Raw genomic sequence first — 18,226 nt, 5'->3', positions numbered from 1 at the left:
GGCCGGGACTGTTTCATACAGCGTAAACCGGATGTGGGATGCTCGAAGGGTGAGCAACGAAGCCGACTTCACCGAGCCCCGCCGGATCACCTTCCGCGGCCACGGCGGCATCGCCCTGGCCGGGGAGAGCTGGGGGCCGGCCGACGGCCCGCTGGCGATCTTCCTGCACGGCGGCGGCCAGACCCGGCACTCGTGGAAGGAATCGGGCGCCGCGCTGGCGAAGGTGGGTATGCACGCCATTTTGCTGGACGCCCGCGGGCACGGCGAGAGCGACTGGGCGCCGGACGGCGACTACTCGCGCACGGCGATGACCGCCGACCTCCTCGACATTCTCGCCGAACTCGACCGGCCCGCCATCGTGGTCGGCGCGAGCATGGGCGGATTGACCGCACTGCTGGCCACCGCCCGTCCCGGCCGGGAGCGCATCGCCGGACTGGTCCTGGTCGACGTCGTGCCGCGCCCGGAGCACAAGGGCGTGGAACGGGTCATGAACTTCCTCGGCGGCCATCCCGAGGGCTTCGCCTCCCTCGAGGAAGCCGCCGATGCGGTGGCCGAATACCTGCCGCACCGCCGCCGGCCCCGCAACCCGGAGGGCCTGCGGCGCAATCTGCGGCTGCGCGAGGACGGGCGCTGGTACTGGCATTGGGATCCGGCGATGATGTCGAGCCGGCCGGAAGACATCGAACTGCAGACCAGCGACCTCGAGGATGCCGCCCGCGCGCTGGAGATCCCGGTCCTGCTGGTGCGCGGACGGTTGTCGGACGTGGTCAGCGAACAGGGGGTCGCCGACTTCCGCGCGCTGGTGCCGCAGATGGAATATGTCGAGATCTCCGGCGCCGCCCATACCGCGGCCAGCGATGTCAACGACGAATTCTCCGACGCGGTGGTCGATTTCGTGCGTGCGCACCTGAGCTGATCCGGACCGCCCGGATCGGCCCCGAGTAGCCGCGCGACCCGATGCTTGAACATATGTTCGATAGAACGTAGATTCGAACGCATGTCGACACCGCTGCAGAGATCGCTGTTCGACGGCTTCGGCGACATCGAACTGGGGTCGTTGGACGGCGTCCGCCGCACCCAGCTGACCGAGGGCGCGTGGGTCGACCTGCTTCCGGGATGGTTGCGCGGGGCCGACGAACTGTTCGAACGGCTGGCCACTCGCGTCCCGTGGCGAGCCGACCGTCGCCCGATGTACGACCGCGTGGTGGACGTACCGCGACTGCTGCGCCATTACGGCGAGAACGAGCCCTGGCCGGACCCGATCCTGGAGGACGCCCGCGCGGCTCTGAGCGGCCGTTACGGCCCGGAACTCGGCGAACCGTTCCGCACAGCCGGACTGTGCTACTACCGCGACGGCGAGGACAGTGTGGCCTGGCACGGTGATACCGGGGGCCGCGGTTCCACCCACGACACCATGGTCGCGATCCTGTCGATCGGCGCGCCGCGGGCCCTGCTGCTGCGTCCGCGCGGCGGCGGCGCGAGCATTCGCTATCACGTGGGGCACGGCGATCTTCTCGTGATGGGCGGCTCCTGCCAGCGCACCTGGGAACATGCGGTGCCGAAGACGCGGCGGCCCGTGGGTCCGCGGATCAGCATCCAATTCCGCCCGCGCGGGGTTCGCTGAAAACCCGGCGACGGCGGATTGTCACCTCGTCCCGCTAGATTGGGCGGATGGAGTCCATCGGGGCGGGAATTCTGGCGGCCATGCCGTTGCACACACTCAGCGATGTGCACGGCGAGGAAGGGCTGCGGCAACGACTGCTGCTGGAGTCGCAGCGCAAACTGCCCGGCCCCGAACGGGTCGAGGCGGCACTCGAATTCGTGGCCGACCTGCACCGTGGCGACAACTACGGCCGCGAGCCGTACCTGAATCATCTACTGCGGGTGGCGATCCGCATCGTGAGCCACTACGAGGTGCACGACACGGACCTGGTGCTCGCCGGCCTCCTGCACGACGCCGTCGAGGATCACGCCGCCGACCTGGTCACCCTCCGTGGCGTGCCCGAGCCGGACGAGGACCTGACCGCGGCAGCGCTGGCGGTGCTCACCCAGCGGTTCGGCGAACGCGTATCGAATCTCGTTGCGGCGGTGACCAACCCGGCACCCGATTCGGACGAGGACCGGCACCTCCGATACCGCGACCACGTCGCCGCGAGCCTGGACCGCGATCCGTGGGCCCGGGTGGTGAAGATCTCCGATTTCACCGACAACGGCGTCGGCATCCTGTACGCCGACGAGCAGGCCGTCATGTCGAAACTCGCCACCAAATACCGGCCGCTCACCGCGGTCTACCGCGAACTGATCACCCGCCCGGACACGCCGCTGGCGCCGCATGTCAAGCAGCACATTCTCGAGCAACTCGACACTGCCGACGCCCGCTTCGAGGTGATCCTCGCCGCCGGGGACGACTGAGTGATCAGGAGCGGTCGCGGCGCAGGATGAAGAAGTAGGGGTCGGCCAGCCCGCGCATATCCATCACACCGAGCAGGGTGTCCTCGTCGACCCGGCGGAAGATGTCGATGATGGGCAGGTGGTCGTAGATCATGGCCGCGCTGACCTTGCCGCGGAATTCGATCTCGCGCAGGCGCGCACGAGCGGTACGGGTCCGCAGCAGCGGGCGCAACGCCGGCAGCATGCGCCGTGCGGCCCGGAATCCCGCCGACGGCAGCGTTCCGGCCAGCGCCAGCGGCACTCGGCGGGGGTCGACCGGAAATACCCGGCCGTCCGGCCCGGCGAACAGCAGCGGTTGCACCTCGTCCGGTGAATCGAATTGCTTTCCGTACCAACCCGATTCGACCAGCACACCGGCCCACGGATGTCCGGTGTCCAGTTCGTCGCCGCTCCAGCGGCCAGTGGTGATCTCGGTGACCGCGACCTCGGGCAGGCTGTCGTACAGCTGCCACGCCTGCTCCGGGGTCGTGCGACCCGCGCGCAGTTCCGCCAGACGGGCCGTACCGGCACCAGCCATCCCTACCTCCTGGACCTCTCGCGGACCGTTCCGCTTCGGAAGGATGACACACACCGGCCGCGACGCCTCAACACGTTCGGCCACGAAGACGTAGTTTCGGCCAGTGTTCGCGCCGGCGTGACGCAGACCACGCACCGCATGCCTGGACCTCGAGTGCGGTTGAGGAACCAGACTCGTCGGCAGATCGGTTCCGGCCGATCGTCCGGGCCACAGGATCCGGACGCGCCCCTGCCGCCCACGTACACCCCGGCAGGGGCGCACTGCCGTCGGCACCCGTCGGTAGGCTTTCGTCCATGCAGCCGAGCCTCGCACCCGATGTGGCCGCCGCCAACACTCTCACCGGAAAATGGTGTGCCGCAGCGGGTTCCGGGGATTTCGTCCTGTCCGGATGCGGAATCTGGCCGCTGCTCGCACTACTGGCCGCGGCGGCCGGCGAACCGGCCCGCGGCGAACTCACCGCGGCGACCGGCCTTCCCGCCGCATCCGCTCACGCCGCCGCGGTCACCCTGCTGCGCCGGATCGAGGCCGCCGAATCAATGCGCGCGGCACTCGGCGTGTGGGTGCGCGACGATATCGCGCTGCGCGACGAATGGATCCGGGCGCTGCCTCCGGCCACGATCGCCGCGCTGCGCGGACAGGACGGACTCGACGAGTGGGCACGTCGCCATACCGACGGCCTGATCGATCGCTTCCCCGCCCGGATCGGCGCGGCGACGGCGCTCGCGCTGGCGACCGCCGTCGTCGCCCGCACCGCCTGGCGGCAGAGCTTTCACGCCGATGTGCTGGAACCGTCGAGCGGCCCGTGGCGTGGACACCGCGGACCTGCCCTCGCCCGGTACAGCACCGGCCTCGGCGACGCCGCAGTGCTGACGGCCGGCACACCGGTTTCACGCGTCGTGGTGCGTGGTGCGTCCGATCTGGATGTGCATCTGCTGCTCGGCGAGGAGGGGGACACCGCTCCGGTGGTACTGGCCGCGGGGCTGGGGGCACTCGACGGTTCGGTGGAAACCCACCAGCCCGGCCTGGGCACCGCCGCCCCCGGGCTCGAGGTGCGGACGGTGACCGCCGTATCGGACACCCTGCGAATCCAGGTGCCGCCCTTCGCTGTTCGATCCACCCACGACCTGCTGCGCGATCCGGAGTTGTTCGGACTGACCGCGGCGACCACCGCGACGGACAACCCCTTCCCCGGCCTCTCACCGGTCGCGCTCCGGGTGACCGCGGCGGCCCAGGACGTCTGCGCCCGATTCACCGCCGACGGTTTCGCGGCCGCAGCCGTCACCGGGGTTCTGATGGAACCGACCGGCATGCCACCGGCGCCGGCCGATGCCCCGATGATCGCAGTGAACTTCGACCGGCCCTTCGGCTTCCTCGGCGTCCACCGTCCCACCGGACTGGCGATCGTGGCCGGTTGGGTCGCCACCCCCACGCCGTGAACCGGCCCAGATGCGGGCGGTCCGGCACGCGCGGGTCTGCGCCACGGTGCGATGATGGCCGGATGTCCGAACCGGTGGCGCCCGAACGCAGCGCGCACGAGACGGAGCCGGAGGAAGCCGCCGCACCGCGTCTGCTGGACTGGATCCGCATCGCCGTCCTCGCGGCCGGGGTGCTGTGCGTGCTGACCGGATGGCTGCCGCGGGCCGACGCCGAGGCGAATATGCGCCGGATCGGACCGCTGCTGCTGTTTCTCGGCAGTGTGATCGTGCTGGCCCACCTGGCCCGGCGCGCACAGGTTTTCGACGTCATCGCCCATCGAATCGCGATCGCCGGGCGGGGACGCTATCCGGCGCTGTTCGTGCTCTGCGTCGGTTTCGCGGCCCTGACGACGATGGTGCTCAACCTCGACACCACCGCGGTCCTGCTGACACCGGTCATGCTGGCCTTGGCCAAGCCCGCGCGCATTCCACCACTGCCGCTGGCGATGACCACATTGTGGCTGGCGAACACCGCCAGTCTGCTGCTGCCCGTATCCAACCTCACCAATCTGCTCGCCGCCGACCGGATCGGCCTCGATGCCACCGGCTTTGCGGCCAGAATGTGGCTGCCGCAGTTGATCTCGCTCATCGCGACCATGGCGGCGCTGTGGATCTGGTACTGGCGACGCGGCCGGCGCGGCACCGATCGCTACCTGGCGCCCGCCCCGATCCGGCTGCGCAACACCCGGGACCGGGCGCTGTTCGCGACGGCCGGGGGCGCCTGCGCGCTGTTCGTCCTGGCGATTCCCTTCGTCGGCGACCACATCGGCTACGCCGCACTCGCCGCGGCGGTCCTCGCGATCGCCGGATTCGCCGTGTTCGACCGCAGCGCGCTGCGCCCGTCGCTGATCCCGTGGCAGCTGCTGATCTTCGTGATCGGACTGTTCCTGGTCATCCCGACCCTGGGCCGGTACGGGCTCTCGGATCTGATGGCCGCGCTCATCGGCACCGATTCCGGCACGGCCGGGGCCTATCGCGCTGCCGGTGCGGGCCTCGGCCTGTCGAATATCGTCAACAACCTGCCCGCCTACACCGCCGGTGAGGCGGTGATACCGCCCGACCACCGAAACCAGTTGCTGTCCTTGCTGATCGGCACGAACGTCGGCGCGATAGCCACGCCGTGGGCCTCGCTGGCCACGCTGCTGTGCCTGGAGTTCTGCCGTTCCCACGCGGTCCGGGTGCCGCCGGTCCGGTTCGTGTGCACCGGGCTGGCGCTGGCCATGATCGCGACCGCGGGTGCGGTGGGCGGCGTTCTGCTCACGGGCTGACCACCGCGAGCACCACCTGCCGCACGGATTCTCGCAACCTTTCGCTCTGCCCTTCGCGCACCGCGGAAAGGGCGTAATCGCTGCCCAGCATGCCGAACAGCAGGTGGCCGACCCCCTCGGCGTCGAGATCCGGACGCGCCTCGGTCAGCAGCTTCGTGATGTGCTCCGCCCAGGTGGCGTGGAATTCGGACGTGCGCGGATGCGGGGGCACGCTGCGGTAGGCCGCGACCATCAGTTCGACGTTGTCGGCGACCATCGTGGCCATCGCATCGAAGAAGGCGAGCAGCCGCTCCCCCGCGGGCGCGCCGGGGCCCAGCGGCGGCGGGCCGTCGGTGATCGCCGCCCGCAGTGTTTCGGCCGGTTCGGCGACCATCGCGTGCAACAGTCCCGCGCGCGAGCCGAAACGATGAAACACCGTGCCCTTGCCGACTCCCGCCGCGGCGGCCACCCGGTCCATGGTCACCGCCTCGGCCCCACCTTCGGCCAGCAGCGCCCGCGTCGCATCGAGGATCGCGCGACGGTTGCGCGCCGCATCGGCTCGTTCTCTGCGCTGCTGCGCCACTGTCCACTCCAGTCCCGTTGACAAACTTGACCGACGGTCCATATTCTTCCGGGCGAAGTATCTGGACCGTTAGTCAAGTTATGAGGTCGATATGCAGGCAATCGTAATGACCGGGGTCGGTGGACCGGAGGTCCTCGTCGCGCGCGAGGTGGGCGAGCCCAGCCCCCAGCCCGGCGAGGTGCTGATCCGGGTGGAGGCGGTCCCGGTGCTGTACCCGGAGACGATGTTGCGGTCGGGCATGTTCCCGACACCGACGCCGACCCCGGCGGTCTTCGGAACCCAGGCGGTCGGGGTCGTCACCGCCGTGGCCGAAGACGTCGACCCGGAATGGCAAGGGCAGCGGGTCCTGGTGGCGCGCAACGACTTCGGCAGTTACGCGGAATGGATGTGCGCCCCCGCCGAATCCGCGGTCCGCGTACCGGACGGATTGGCGAGCGATGCCGCCGCGGCCGTGGCGATGAGCGGATCGGTGGCACTGGCCCTGCTCGAGGCCGCGGCACTCACCGGTACCGACACCGTTCTGATCGAAGCCGCGGCCACCGGAATCGGCGGCTACCTCACCCAATTGGCCGCCCGATCCGGCGCCGCACACATCATCGCCACCGCCGGCGGCGCGGCCAAAACCGAGCGCGCCCGCGAACTCGGCGCGCACACGGTCGTCGACCACCGCGATCCGGATTGGCCGCGCCGGCTCGGCGAACGCCTCGAAAATGCCACGGTGGACGTGGTTTTCGACTCGATCGGCGGCGAGAGCGCCGCGGCCGTCCTCGATGTCATGACCCCGTTGCGAGGCCGTATGCTCGGATACGGCTGGCTGTCCGGCGCTCCCGCCCAGGTCACGACGATGGACCTGATCATGCGCGGGCTCACGTTCACCGGATGCTCCGGAGCGCAGTGGCTGGCCGGGGTGGCGGCGAAGCGGGCGGCGGCGTTCGAACTCGCCGCCGCCGGTGATCTCACCGTGCTGATCGACAGTGTGCTACCGCTGGCGGATGCGGCCGAGGCCCATCGGCGGGTCGACGAGCGCACGACCTTCGGCACGATCGTCTTGCGCCCCGGGACCGCCTGAGCGGAGGACCCGGCTCACTTCGGTTGTGCCAGACAGAATGTCGTCTGCGGGTCCGACAATGTGATCACACTGTCGGACTCCGGGCCGCACAGCGTGTCGTCGGCCTGTCCGTCGATGCGCTGGGCGACCCGGAAACTCGCCTCCGAGGATGTGCAGTCGGCGTACTTGTAGCCGCTGAGCGGCGAATCCGCATAGCACAGTCCCGTTTTGAAATTCGGCGCCAGGCACAGATACGCCAGCGTGCCGCCGTTGAGGGTTTCCTCGTACGAGGTGAAATCTGCCCCGCACTCGACCTTGGCGTCGTGCACCTGCGCCACCTTGTAGACGGCTTTGTCGGAGGTGCAGGCGACCGGTGCGGTATCGGAATCGACGGCCGAGGCGTTGATCACGTTGATGCAGTCGCCCACCTTCGCCCGGGCGGTGTCGGATTTGTTGTGGTCCTTGGCGACCTGAACACCCTTGTCGACACCTTTTTCCACCGCCGAGCAACCGGTCGTGGCCAGGGTCGCCGCCGCGACGATCGCCGGGGCGAGACGCAGTGCCGTACGCACTGTCGCCGAATTGAACCGCATCCGTTCCACCTTTTCTAGGTCAAGTGACCCGAACAGTATGCGGGCGCGGCGGGCATCCGGGAAATTTAACGGATTTGTCCGAATCTGACGGGCATGTCGCGAATACGACTCAGCCCGTGATCTCCCATTCGTGGATCGTCAGCTCGGAGGCGCCGGTGGTGTGAATGGGATCGGTGAACACCAATTCCCGTGCGGCCGAGAGGTTCTCGGCCAGCACCAGATAGGCGCCGCCGCTGCCGTCGGTGAATCGGCCGGTGCAGTCCAGCTGTCCTCGCGCGCGCACATCGGCCAGCCATTCGCGGTGCGGTTCGATGACCGCGTCGGTCCACGCCGAGGTGCGCATCGCGAGGACGAGGTATTTGATCATCACGCCCCGCTGTCGCGGCGGGTGGCGGCCGCGGCGGCGCGCACCTGGTCGGCCAGCGTCACGATGCGGCCGAGGACGCCGTTGACGAACGCGGGCGAATCGTCGGTCGACAGTTCCTTCGCCAGCTCGACGGCCTCGTCGACCGCCACCACCGGCGGAACATCGTTGGCGTGGAACAACTCCCACACCGCCACCCGCAGAATGGCGCGGTCCACCGCGGGCAGCCGCCCCAGGGTCCAGTCCTGCAGATAGGACTCGATGGTGCCATCGACGCGATCCAGATCGTCGGCGACGCCTTCGACGAGGGTGCGGGTGTAGGGATTCACCGGGGCGACCTGTTCGTCGCGACCGGCCAGGTCCAGGCGCTCCGCGACCAGGTCGGCCGGGTCGATGTCGCGCGCCTCGGCCTCGAAGAGCAGATCCACAGCCCGGCGGCGGGCCTTGTGCCGGGCTCCGAGTTTCTTGTGGGTGGACTTCTTGTCCACGGGCTGATCAGCCACGATCACCATTATCCCGTTCGCAGTGTCGACGGCGGCGCGAGCGATACCGGAAAGCCGATACGCGCGCGCCGCCCATGGTTCCGGCGCCGGGCCGGTGGATCCGGAGGATCAGGCGTTGACCCGGCCCAGATAGCCGCCGTCGCGCGAGTCGATCTTCAGCTTGTCGCCGACGTTGATGAACAGCGGCACCTGCACCTCGGCACCGGTCTCCAGCGTCGCGGGCTTGGTGCCGGCGCTGGAGCGGTCGCCCTGCAGGCCGGGCTCGGTGTGGGTGACCTCGAGTTCGACGGTGACCGGGAGCTCGACGTACAGCGGCGCGCCCTCGTGCGTGGCGACCTGCACGGTCATGTTCTCCAGCAGGAAGCCGGCGCCCTTACCGATGGTCTGCTCGTCGATACCGATCTGGTCGAAGGTCTGGCCGTCCATGAAGATGTAGTCCGACCCGTCGTGGTACAGGTAGGTCATGTCCCGGCGGTCCACGGTGGCGGTCTCCACCTTCACGCCGGCGTTGAACGTCTTGTCGACCACCTTGCCGGACAGCACATTCTTCAGCTTGGTCCGCACGAACGCGGGACCTTTACCCGGCTTGACGTGCTGGAACTCGACAATCTGCTGGAGCTGACCGTCGATCTTCAGCACGAGGCCGTTCTTGAAGTCGCTGGTGTCCGCCACTGTCCTCGGATCTCCTTGTTAGTACTGTTCGACGTTCTGTAGGCCGGGCCGTAGGGACCGGCCCGTTGGGGCAGCCGGGGTCAGTCGACCACGGTGAGGTCTTTGGTGGTGTGGGTGAGCAACTCCGGGCCCCCCGCACGAACCACGAGCGTGTCCTCGATGCGAACTCCGCCGCGGCCGGGGAAATACACACCTGGCTCGACGGTCACCGCCACGCCATCCAGAAGTGTACCGGTCGCGGTTTTGGCGACCGGAGGCGCTTCGTGGATCTGCAGTCCGACGCCGTGTCCGAGGCCGTGCACGAACAGGTCGCCGTGCCCGGCCGACGCGATCACCGAGCGGGCCGCAGCATCGACCGCCGCGCACGGCACACCGGGTGCCAGCGCCTCGCGGCCGGCCCGCTGCGCCTCGTATACGAGCTGGTAGATCTCGCGCTGCCAATCTGTCGGCTCGCCCAGCACCAGGGTGCGCGTCATATCCGAGTGGTAGCCGCCGACCACCGCGCCGAAATCGAGCTTCACGAAATCGCCCGCCGCCAGCACCGCGTCGGTCGGGCGATGATGCGGCACTGCGGAATTGGCACCGGCGGCCACGATGGTCTCGAAGGCGATCGCGTCGGCGCCGTGCTCGAACATCAGCCATTCCAGCTCGCGGGCGACCTGGCGCTCGGTGCGGCCCGGACGCAGTCCCCCTCGTTCCAGCAGGGTCGCCAGCGCGGCGTCGGCGGCCGCGCACGCCGCCCGCAGCTGCTCGATCTCGTAGTCGTCCTTGACCGTGCGCAGTTGTTCGACCAGACCGGGCGCGGGGACGAATTGGAGGCCGCTGCCCTGCTCGACGAAGCCGCGGTGCTGGTCGACGGTCACGACGTGACTTTCGAAGCCGACGCGGCCGATCTGCCATTCCCCGGCCAGTTCGACCAACCGGCGCGCACTGGCGCGAGCGATCTCGGCGTGCACGTCGGGTACCTGGTCGCCGACCTGGGTGATGTAGCGGCCGTCGGTGCAGATGACCGTCCGCTCGCCGTCCTCGCCCACCTGGCTGCCGTCCCAGGAGTGCACGAGCAGGGCGGCGTTGGAGCCGGTGAAGCCGGTCAGGTACCGGATATTCACCAGATCGGTCACGAGCAGGGCATCGACCCCGTTCTCCACCAACAGGTCTCGCAACCCTGCCCGACGCGCAGCGTGGTCGGGGCGCCGGGCACCGTCATCAGCAGACATGGCTGCCACGCTACCGCTGTCGTATTGCGAGGCCGTCACGCAGTCACCCGCGACCCCGTCCACGACCGGCGGCGGGCCGGTGTTACTCGTCGCGTGTTCACAACTGTTGCGGTTGTCCACATTTCAGGTTCGCGGGGCCGGGCGGGCACGTGCCGCGAGCGACGATGAGTGCATGACCACCACCGCCTATCTCGCACTGATCGTCTGGTGCGTCGCACTCAGCGTGATCGACATTCGGACCGGGCGACTGCCCGACGTGCTCACCCTGCCGGGTGCGGCGGTGGTGCCGGTGCTCGCGGCATCGACCGGCCGTGCCGGCCCGGCGATCGCCGGTGCGCTGCTGCTCGCCGTGCCGTACCTACTGGTGCATCTCGTCGAGCCGGCGGCGTGCGGGGCGGGAGATGTGAAGCTGGCGCTCGGCACCGGCGCCGCCGCGGCGGTGGGCGGGCCGTCCTGCTGGGTGTGGGCCGCGATCGGCGCACCCCTGCTGACCGCTTCGGCCGGACTCGGCGCGCTGGTCGCGATGCAGGTCGCCGCCCGCGCCTCCCGCGCGGCCGGCGCCGGCGGCAGGCCGATCGCGCACGTCCGAGACGGCACCGCGATCCGTGCCGCGCATCCCGGTGACCGTCCGGCCGCGGCCGGAGATTCGAACCGTCGCCATGGTGTGTTCGGCGCCTCGATCACGGTGCCACACGGGCCCGCGATGTGCCTGGCTACCGTTGCGGCACTGTGGCCCACGGTGTAGCCGCGCGGACACCGATGTCCGGGGAACCGTTGTGACGTGGAAAGATGGAGGTCGTGTTGCGCTGGATTACTGCTGGTGAGTCTCATGGTCCCGCTCTTGTCGCCATCGTCGAGGGGATGGTGGCCGGTGTCGAGGTGACCTCGGCCGATATCGCCGCGCAACTGGCGCGGCGACGACTGGGCTACGGCCGCGGCGCGCGGATGAAGTTCGAGGCCGACAAGGTCACCGTGATCGGCGGGATCCGCCACGGCCGCACCATGGGTGGCCCCGTCGCGATCGAGATCGCCAATTCCGAATGGCCGAAGTGGACCGAGGTCATGGCCGCCGACCCGGTCGACGAGGCCGAACTGGCCGAGCTGGCCCGCAACGCCCCGCTGACGCGCCCCCGTCCCGGCCACGCCGACTACTCGGGGATGCTCAAATACGGCTTCGACGACGCCCGCAACGTGCTCGAACGCGCCAGTGCCCGCGAAACCGCCGCTCGGGTCGCCGCGGGCACCGTAGCGCGGCAGTTCCTGCGCCAGGCCCTCGGCGTCGAGGTCGTCTCCCACGTGGTCTCGATCGGCACCGCGGCCGCGCGTCCGGGTTTCGTGCCGTCCGCTGCCGATCTCGAGGCCGTCGACGCCAGCCCGGTCCGCGCATTCGACCCCGAGGCCGAAACCGCGATGATCGCCGAGATCGAGGCCGCCAAGAAGGACGGCGACACCCTCGGCGGGGTCGTCGAGGTGGTGGTCACCGGACTGCCGGTCGGACTGGGATCGTTCGTCAGCGGTGAACAGCGTCTGGATTCCCGGCTGGCCGCTGCCCTGATGGGGATCCAGGCCATCAAGGGTGTCGAGGTCGGCGACGGATTCGAGACCGCGCGGCGGCGCGGCAGCGCCGCCCACGACGAAATGCGCCCTGGTCCCGACGGCGTGCTGCGCTCCACCAACCGCGCCGGCGGCCTCGAGGGCGGTATGACCAACGGCGAAGCCCTGCGCGTGCGCGCGGCGATGAAGCCCATCTCCACCGTTCCGCGCGCGCTGTCCACCGTGGATATGGCCACCGGCGACGAGGCGGTGGCCATCCATCAGCGCTCCGACGTCTGCGCGGTCCCTGCCGCCGGTGTGGTCGCCGAGGCCATGGTCGCGCTCGTCGTCGCGCAGGCGGTGCTGGAGAAGTTCGGCGGCGATTCCCTCGCCGAGACCGTCGACAACCTCACGACGTACCAGAAGCGCATCCAGACCCGCCCGCACATCCCGGGCGTCGTGGCGTCGGAGGCATGAATGGCTGATCCCGCGCGCGGCACCGCCCGGGTCCGGCGCCCGGGACAGCCGTCGTGATCGTCCGCAGCGACCCCGGCCGGCCCAGCGTGATCCTCATCGGCCCGCCCGGGGCCGGTAAGTCGACGATCGGGCGCAAGCTCGCTCGCGAACTCGGCGTCTCGCTCTACGACACCGACGCCGGGATCGAACAGGACACCGGTCGCAGCATCCCCGACATCTTCGCCACCGACGGCGAGCCGGAATTCCGGCGCATCGAGGAACGCGTGGTGCGCCGCGCGATCCTCGCCGAACACGGGGTCGTATCCCTCGGCGGCGGTGCGATCCTGTCCGCGGCGACCCGGGAGTTGTTGCGCGGGCGCACGGTGGTGTACCTGGAGATCAGCGTGTCCGAGGGACTGCGCCGGACCGGGGCGTCGACGAATCGGCCGCTGCTCAACGGCGACGATCCGAGCGCGAAATATCGCGAACTCATGCGCGTGCGCCGACCGCTGTATCGCGAGGTGGCCTCCATCCGGATCCGCACCGACGGCCGCAGTCCCGGCCGCGTCGTCCGTGCCATCCTCACCAAACTCGGCGTCGAACCGGCCGAAACACCGGCGCCGCAACCGGATTCGACGAGTGCCGAACCCACGGGCACCCGTCGTTCCCGCCCGCGTGGGCGTCGTCGCCGCACCCGCGCCGCGGCCGACAGCGCCGCGCGGACCGCACCCGAGCCCGGTGAAACCGAAGCCGCGCAACCGGATTCGATCGAGACGGACCGTACCCAGCCGCGCCGCCGAGCCCGGCGGTCCCGCCGCGGCGGCCGTCGGCACTCCCGCAATCGGACCGGCACCTCGGCCGACACCCCGCCCATCGACCCCGCCGCCGAGCGTCCCGCCCGCACGTCCGAACCGGCGGCGGCCGACACCGACGCGAAACCATCCGCCGCACAGCAGAATGCACGACCGGGACGAATCCGGCGTACCGCCACCCGCGCCGCCGGCCCTCCCGCCGCGAGTCGGAACCCCGGCCCGGCGGCGGCGCCCCATCCGGAACCGGTGCGCCCGGTCGGCTCCGGACCGGAGCCGCTGCCGGTGCCCGCACCCGACGAAACACCTTCGCCCGCTGGACGTCTCGCGGGTGACGCCGCGCAGACCGCGCACGAAGCGGCACCCGGGGCCGGTCGGTCCCGACGCGCCCGCGCCCGCCGGGCACGCCTACGACGAGCACTAGAGGAATCGGAGCAGCACACATGAGCGAGCCCACCCGCATCGACGTCCGAACCGCCGATCCGTATCCGGTGATCATCGGCCGGGGGCTGCTGGGCGAACTGGTCGAGCAGGTCGCCCGCCATCCCGGCGTGCGGACCGTGGCGATCTTCCATCAGCCGCCGCTGACCGAGACCGCGGAGGTGGTGCGGCAGGCGCTCGCCGAGCAGGCCGTCGGCTCGCGCGGTGACACCCTCGACGCGCACCGCATCGAAATCCCGGATGCCGAGGCCGGGAAGGACCTGCCGGTCGCCGGCTTCTGCTGGGAGGTGCTCGGCCGCATCGGCCTCACCCGCCAGGACGTCGTGATCAGCCTCGGCGGGGGTGCGGCCACCGATCTGGCCGGGTTCGTCGCCGCCACCTGGATGCGCGGCGTGAAGGTCGTCCACGTGCCCACCACGCTGCTGGCGATGGTCGACGCGGCGGTCGGGGGCAAAACCGGAATCAACACCGAGGCCGGGAAGAACCTGGTCGGCTGCTTCCACGAACCGTCGGCCGTGCTGGTGGATCTGGTCACCCTCGAAACGGTGCCGCCCAACGAGATCGTCGCCGGAATGGCCGAGATCATCAAGGCCGGATTCATCGCCGACCCGGTGATCCTCGACCTGATCGAACGAGACCCCGCCGCCGCACTGGACCCGAAGGGCGACGTGCTGCCGGAGTTGGTCCGCCGGGCGATCCAGGTGAAGGCCGACGTGGTGGCCGCCGATCTCAAGGAGGCGAGCCTGCGCGAGATCCTCAACTACGGCCACACCCTCGGGCACGCGATCGAACGGCGGGAACGCTACCGGTGGCGCCACGGTGCGGCGGTCTCGGTCGGTCTCGTCTTCGCGGCCGAACTCGGCCGGCTGGCCGGGCGCCTCGACGACGCGACCGCCGACCGGCACCGCGCGATTCTGGAGAGCGTCGGCCTGCCGACCACCTATGACGCCGATGCGCTGCCGCAGTTGCTCGAAACCATGCAGACCGACAAGAAGACCCGCTCGGGCATCGTTCGATTCGTCGTTCTCGACGGTCTGGCCAAGCCGGGCCGGCTGGAGGGTCCCGATCCGTCGCTGCTGGCGGCGGCGTATGCGACCATCGCCCGCGAGGACAGCCCCGCCGGCGGAATCCTGCTCTAGCACACGAAAATCCGGGCCGCGGACAGGATCCGCGGCCCGGATGAGCGGATCATTCGGCGATCAGGCCGGGGAGGCCGCCGCCGGGGGTACCGAGGATTCGCTCTTGCGCCGATCCCGGCCCACCAGGAAACGGCCGATCGCCACGCCGACCATCGCCGGAATGAAGATCATCAGCACGATGAACGAGGCACCAGCGGTCAGTTCGAACAGCAGACCGTTGTCGCCGAGATCGAACTTCGGCACGAAATCCAGCAGCCACGCCACCAGCCCGCTGCCCACACCACCGACCACACCGGCCTTCAGCCAGCGCATGGTGAGGTCGGCACCGCCGCGCTCCGGATCGGGATTGGCCCGCCGATCACTGCGACCGTCGATCAGTCCCCAGGCGACGCCCGCGACGACCAGCACGATCAAGCACACGATGCGCATCCACGAGCCGTTGGTCGGCCAGTAGATCATGCCGAAACCCAGCAGGGTTCGCAGTACGACGGTCAGCGCACCGAGGACTATGGCGCGCAACACCCACGAATTCATGTCGATCACCTTAGCCTGTGTTGTGACGTCATCGAATTGGAACCGGTTCTAGAAGTCACGGAGATCGAGAGCCGCCGCCATCGCCGCCCGTGGCGCGGGCCGGCCCGTGAACTGTTCGACCTGGCCGTAGGCCTGATTCAGCAGCATCTGCAATCCGCTGACGACGGTATGCCCCGCACGCCGCACGGCGGTCGCGAGCGGCGTCGGCCACGGATCGTAGATCGCGTCCAGCACCACCGGCGCCGCCGCGACCGCATCGGCCACCGCCGCCGCACCGGCGGCCGGCACCGTGCTGACCACCGCGTCGGCGCGCGCACATGCCGCGCGCACCCGATCGGCGTCGAAGTCGGAGAACTCGGTCGCCATTCCCAGCCGGCGAGCCAGCGCGAGGGTCGGCTCGGCCCGCTCGGCGTCACGGGCGACCACGGTGACCGTCTCGGCGCCGAGTTCGGCCAGCGCCAGCAGTGCCGGTCGCGCGGTACCGCCCGCCCCGAGTACGACCGATCGGCGCACCGTTTCCACGCCGCCGCCCTGTAGCGCGCCACGCACGCCGTCCACATCGGTGCAATCGGCTCGCCACCCGGTCGCGGTGCGCACCAAGGTGTTGGCGGAGCCGACCAGAACGGCGCGCTCGGTCCGTTCGCCGGCGTAGTTCAGGGCCGCGACCTTGCCGGGCATCGTCACCGACAGCCCGACCCAGGACGAATCCAAGCTGTCGACGAGGGCGGGCAGTTGCTCGCCGGTGCATTCGATGCGCTCGTAGGTCCAGTCCAGCCCCAGCGCACGATAGGCGGCCAGATGCAATTGCGGGGACCGCGAATGCGCGATCGGACTGCCCAGTACCGCTGCCTTGCGTCCCGATTCCGGCGATCCCGCTCCGTTATCGGCCACTGTCGAGAATTCCGCTCTGCTGGGCGCGTTGGATATTGCGCAGATGTTCGCTGTAGCTTTCGGCGAACATGGTGGTGCCCTGCTTGTCGACGGTGACGAAGTACAGCCACGGTCCCGGCGCCGGATTCTCCACCGCGCGCATGGCATCCAGCGACGGCGAGGAGATCGGCGTGGCCGGCAGCCCCGGCATGGCGTAGGTGTTCCACGGCGTCTTGCGCGCCCGGTCGGCATCCGTGGTGGCGACCTCGGTGCGGTCGAGGGTGTAGTTGACCGTGGAATCCAGCTGCAACGGCTGATCGACCGCGAGCCGATTCACGATCACCCGGGCCACCTTCGACATGTCCTGGGGCAGCGCTTCCCGTTCGACCAGTGAGGCCGCGATCAGCGTCTGATAGGGATTCAGTTTGTTGGTCGCCCCCGACTGCAGCAGTCCGGTCGTCTCGTAGCCGGCGGCACTCTCGCTCACCAGCTGCGCCAGAATCTGCTCGGGCGTGCCGGAAGGATCGAAATCCCAGGTGCCCGCGGCGATCATGCCCTCGAGCTGGCGGGTGCGATCGGGGACCTTGCGCACCGCGTCGACGGCCCAGGCCGGAACGCCCAGCGCGGTCGCGTCGGCCGTGGCTCCGGCGGCATCGAGTTGTTCGTAGGTGACGCATTTCTTGTCCGCACCGGTCCCGACGCAGCTGGCGTCGGCGATCTTGCGGTAGATGCCCTCGTTACGGGCGCCGGTGTTCACATCCGTGGAATCGTGCAGCCGCCGTCCTTCGGAGACCACCACGTTGCCCACCCGGGAGGTCTTCTTCAGCAGGGCCGCGACCGCGTCGGCACCCTTGCTGTGCGTCGGCACCGCGTAATAGCCCGGCTGCACCGAGGTGATGCCCGAATTCCGCACGGCCGCTTGGTAGAAGGCCCCGCTGCTACGGACGACACCCCTTTCGACCATGGTCTGCGAGATCTGTTCGGCGGTGTCACCGGTGTGCACCTGGACCACGGCCAGCGGGCCGGGCGGGCCGTCGAAATCCTCGGGTCCGCCCATCGAGCGGATGAATTTGTATCCGGCGTAACCACCGGCCACCACGAACAGGACGACGAACACGCACCCCAGGACGAGCAGATTCCGGCGGCGACGCTGCCGCTCGGCCGCCTTGCGGGAGGCCACGCGAGTGCGGCGGCTACGCCCACCGGACGAGCCCGACCGTGCCGGTCGGCCCGAGGCACGAGCCTGCGCTCTCCCCGCGGACTTGCCGCCGGAACCGCGGCGGCTTCCCCGCTGCGCCTCCTGCGGCGAGGCCGCGCTCGCCCGGGCGCCGCGCCTGGCGGCCGCGGGCGCGGGTTCCGGCTCGTCGTCGGCGATCGGTTCGATATCGGTTTCGGAGTCGTACTCGTCGCGGCGATACCGATGGCCGCTGCCGCCGGTCCGCTCGTACCCCGGTTCGGCGTAGTCGGGGTCGGGGTAGTCGTCCTGCTTGGTGAATACGGGTTCGCCCATAGCGGCCTCCTGAGTTGCGGTGGTGAGTTCCGGAATCGGTTGTGCGGCAGAGCGGCCCGCGCTGGCGGCGATCTGTTCCGCGGACAGTGGGGCGGCCGCGGCCGCTGAGGTGGTGTGGGGGTCCAGGTAGGGCACGGGTTCGAGTTCGTCGATGCCGTGCCCGGCCTCGATGTGGTCGGTGAGGTCTTTGCCGGTGGCCGCGCGCAGCACCCGCACCGACCCCACCCGTCCGGCCAGGGAATCCATGACCTTTTCGGCGCGGCG

The 18,226-nt window shown here is 69.8% G+C and carries 19 protein-coding genes and 1 pseudogene; 10 read left to right on the top strand and 10 right to left on the bottom strand.

The genetic code is table 11. The features are described 5' to 3' along the window. Positions 1 to 49: 49 nt before the first annotated feature. The 3 genes from A5780_RS25200 to A5780_RS25190 all read left to right on the top strand — a co-directional run bounded on the left by A5780_RS25200 (position 50) and on the right by A5780_RS25190 (position 2,412). A complete protein-coding gene (locus A5780_RS25200) occupies positions 50 to 916 on the top strand; it encodes an alpha/beta fold hydrolase (protein WP_231983081.1) in 867 nt (288 codons plus the stop codon). 81 nt (positions 917 to 997) lie between these two features. Next, complete coding sequence (locus A5780_RS25195) at positions 998 to 1,624, top strand: alpha-ketoglutarate-dependent dioxygenase AlkB (protein WP_063013396.1); 627 nt, start codon at positions 998 to 1,000, stop codon at positions 1,622 to 1,624. A gap of 47 nt (positions 1,625 to 1,671) precedes the next feature. Next, positions 1,672 to 2,412, top strand: a complete 741-nt coding sequence (locus A5780_RS25190) for an HD domain-containing protein (RefSeq protein WP_064906066.1) — start codon at positions 1,672 to 1,674, stop codon at positions 2,410 to 2,412. Between the two features lie 4 nt (positions 2,413 to 2,416). On the opposite strand, the gene A5780_RS25185 is transcribed toward A5780_RS25190, so the two are convergent. Further along, positions 2,417 to 2,968, bottom strand: a complete 552-nt coding sequence (locus A5780_RS25185) for a DUF4334 domain-containing protein (RefSeq protein WP_064909761.1) — start codon at positions 2,966 to 2,968, stop codon at positions 2,417 to 2,419. 293 nt (positions 2,969 to 3,261) lie between these two features. Between A5780_RS25185 and A5780_RS25180 the strand changes: the two genes are divergently transcribed. Both A5780_RS25180 and A5780_RS25175 read left to right on the top strand, forming a co-directional pair. After that, positions 3,262 to 4,404, top strand: a complete 1,143-nt coding sequence (locus tag A5780_RS25180; RefSeq protein ID WP_064909760.1) for a serpin family protein — start codon at positions 3,262 to 3,264, stop codon at positions 4,402 to 4,404. A 62-nt stretch (positions 4,405 to 4,466) separates the two neighbouring features. Continuing rightward, entirely contained in the window at positions 4,467 to 5,711 is a 1,245-nt protein-coding gene (locus A5780_RS25175; protein WP_064909759.1) for an SLC13 family permease, read from the top strand. On the opposite strand, the gene A5780_RS25170 is transcribed toward A5780_RS25175, so the two are convergent. Further along, on the bottom strand, positions 5,701 to 6,273 hold the full coding sequence (locus tag A5780_RS25170; protein ID WP_227463135.1) for a TetR/AcrR family transcriptional regulator: 573 nt from the start codon (positions 6,271 to 6,273) through the stop codon (positions 5,701 to 5,703). The genes A5780_RS25175 and A5780_RS25170 overlap by 11 nt on opposite strands. 91 nt (positions 6,274 to 6,364) lie before the next feature. Here A5780_RS25170 and A5780_RS25165 point away from each other — a divergent pair, with 91 nt between their 5' ends. Continuing rightward, entirely contained in the window at positions 6,365 to 7,342 is a 978-nt protein-coding gene (locus tag A5780_RS25165; protein WP_064909758.1) for a zinc-binding dehydrogenase, read from the top strand. 14 nt (positions 7,343 to 7,356) lie between these two features. Here A5780_RS25165 and A5780_RS25160 read toward each other — a convergent pair whose 3' ends face one another. The 5 genes from A5780_RS25160 to A5780_RS25140 all read right to left on the bottom strand — a co-directional run bounded on the left by A5780_RS25160 (position 7,357) and on the right by A5780_RS25140 (position 10,670). Continuing rightward, on the bottom strand, positions 7,357 to 7,914 hold the full coding sequence (locus A5780_RS25160) for a hypothetical protein (protein WP_104364371.1): 558 nt from the start codon (positions 7,912 to 7,914) through the stop codon (positions 7,357 to 7,359). Between the two features lie 109 nt (positions 7,915 to 8,023). Next, entirely contained in the window at positions 8,024 to 8,281 is a 258-nt protein-coding gene (locus A5780_RS25155) for a YciI family protein (RefSeq protein ID WP_063013409.1), read from the bottom strand. Then, positions 8,281 to 8,790 carry a transcription antitermination factor NusB gene (gene nusB / locus A5780_RS25150; RefSeq protein WP_063013411.1) on the bottom strand — a complete coding sequence of 170 codons (510 nt, stop codon included), beginning with the start codon at positions 8,788 to 8,790 and terminating at the stop codon, positions 8,281 to 8,283. Before nusB ends, A5780_RS25155 begins: the two co-directional genes overlap by 1 nt. 99 nt (positions 8,791 to 8,889) lie before the next feature. Beyond that, a complete protein-coding gene (gene efp / locus A5780_RS25145; RefSeq protein WP_063013413.1) occupies positions 8,890 to 9,453 on the bottom strand; it encodes an elongation factor P in 564 nt (187 codons plus the stop codon). Positions 9,454 to 9,533: 80 nt separating this feature from the next. Beyond that, positions 9,534 to 10,670, bottom strand: coding sequence for a Xaa-Pro peptidase family protein (locus A5780_RS25140; protein WP_063013415.1), 1,137 nt, complete (start codon positions 10,668 to 10,670; stop codon positions 9,534 to 9,536). 172 nt (positions 10,671 to 10,842) lie between these two features. On the opposite strand from A5780_RS25140, the gene A5780_RS25135 reads away from it, so the two are divergent. The 4 genes and pseudogenes from A5780_RS25135 to aroB all read left to right on the top strand — a co-directional run bounded on the left by A5780_RS25135 (position 10,843) and on the right by aroB (position 15,048). Next, complete coding sequence (locus tag A5780_RS25135) at positions 10,843 to 11,415, top strand: A24 family peptidase (RefSeq protein ID WP_064909757.1); 573 nt, start codon at positions 10,843 to 10,845, stop codon at positions 11,413 to 11,415. A 44-nt stretch (positions 11,416 to 11,459) separates the two neighbouring features. Further along, positions 11,460 to 12,680, top strand: a complete 1,221-nt coding sequence (aroC, locus tag A5780_RS25130) for a chorismate synthase (RefSeq protein WP_063019646.1) — start codon at positions 11,460 to 11,462, stop codon at positions 12,678 to 12,680. 56 nt (positions 12,681 to 12,736) lie between these two features. Beyond that, positions 12,737 to 13,252 (top strand): annotated as a pseudogene (locus tag A5780_RS42160) (shikimate kinase); the annotation flags it as partial. Between the two features lie 659 nt (positions 13,253 to 13,911). After that, entirely contained in the window at positions 13,912 to 15,048 is a 1,137-nt protein-coding gene (gene aroB / locus A5780_RS25120; RefSeq protein ID WP_064909756.1) for a 3-dehydroquinate synthase, read from the top strand. Positions 15,049 to 15,108: 60 nt separating this feature from the next. Here aroB and A5780_RS25115 read toward each other — a convergent pair whose 3' ends face one another. From A5780_RS25115 to mltG, 3 genes are all read right to left on the bottom strand, one after another. Next, complete coding sequence (locus tag A5780_RS25115) at positions 15,109 to 15,582, bottom strand: B-4DMT family transporter (protein WP_030513968.1); 474 nt, start codon at positions 15,580 to 15,582, stop codon at positions 15,109 to 15,111. Positions 15,583 to 15,630: 48 nt separating this feature from the next. Further along, on the bottom strand, positions 15,631 to 16,473 hold the full coding sequence (locus A5780_RS25110; protein ID WP_064909755.1) for a shikimate dehydrogenase: 843 nt from the start codon (positions 16,471 to 16,473) through the stop codon (positions 15,631 to 15,633). Then, positions 16,463 to 18,226: endolytic transglycosylase MltG (gene mltG / locus A5780_RS42155; RefSeq protein WP_082976706.1), on the bottom strand; the 1,764-nt coding region annotated here is incomplete at its 5' end. The genes A5780_RS25110 and mltG, both read right to left, overlap by 11 nt.

Source organism: Nocardia sp. 852002-20019_SCH5090214 (genome assembly GCF_001665865.1).
GTDB lineage: Bacteria > Actinomycetota > Actinomycetes > Mycobacteriales > Mycobacteriaceae > Nocardia > Nocardia nova.
Note: the sequence above shows the minus strand (reverse complement) of the source record. Positions and strands in the feature narration are given on the sequence as shown.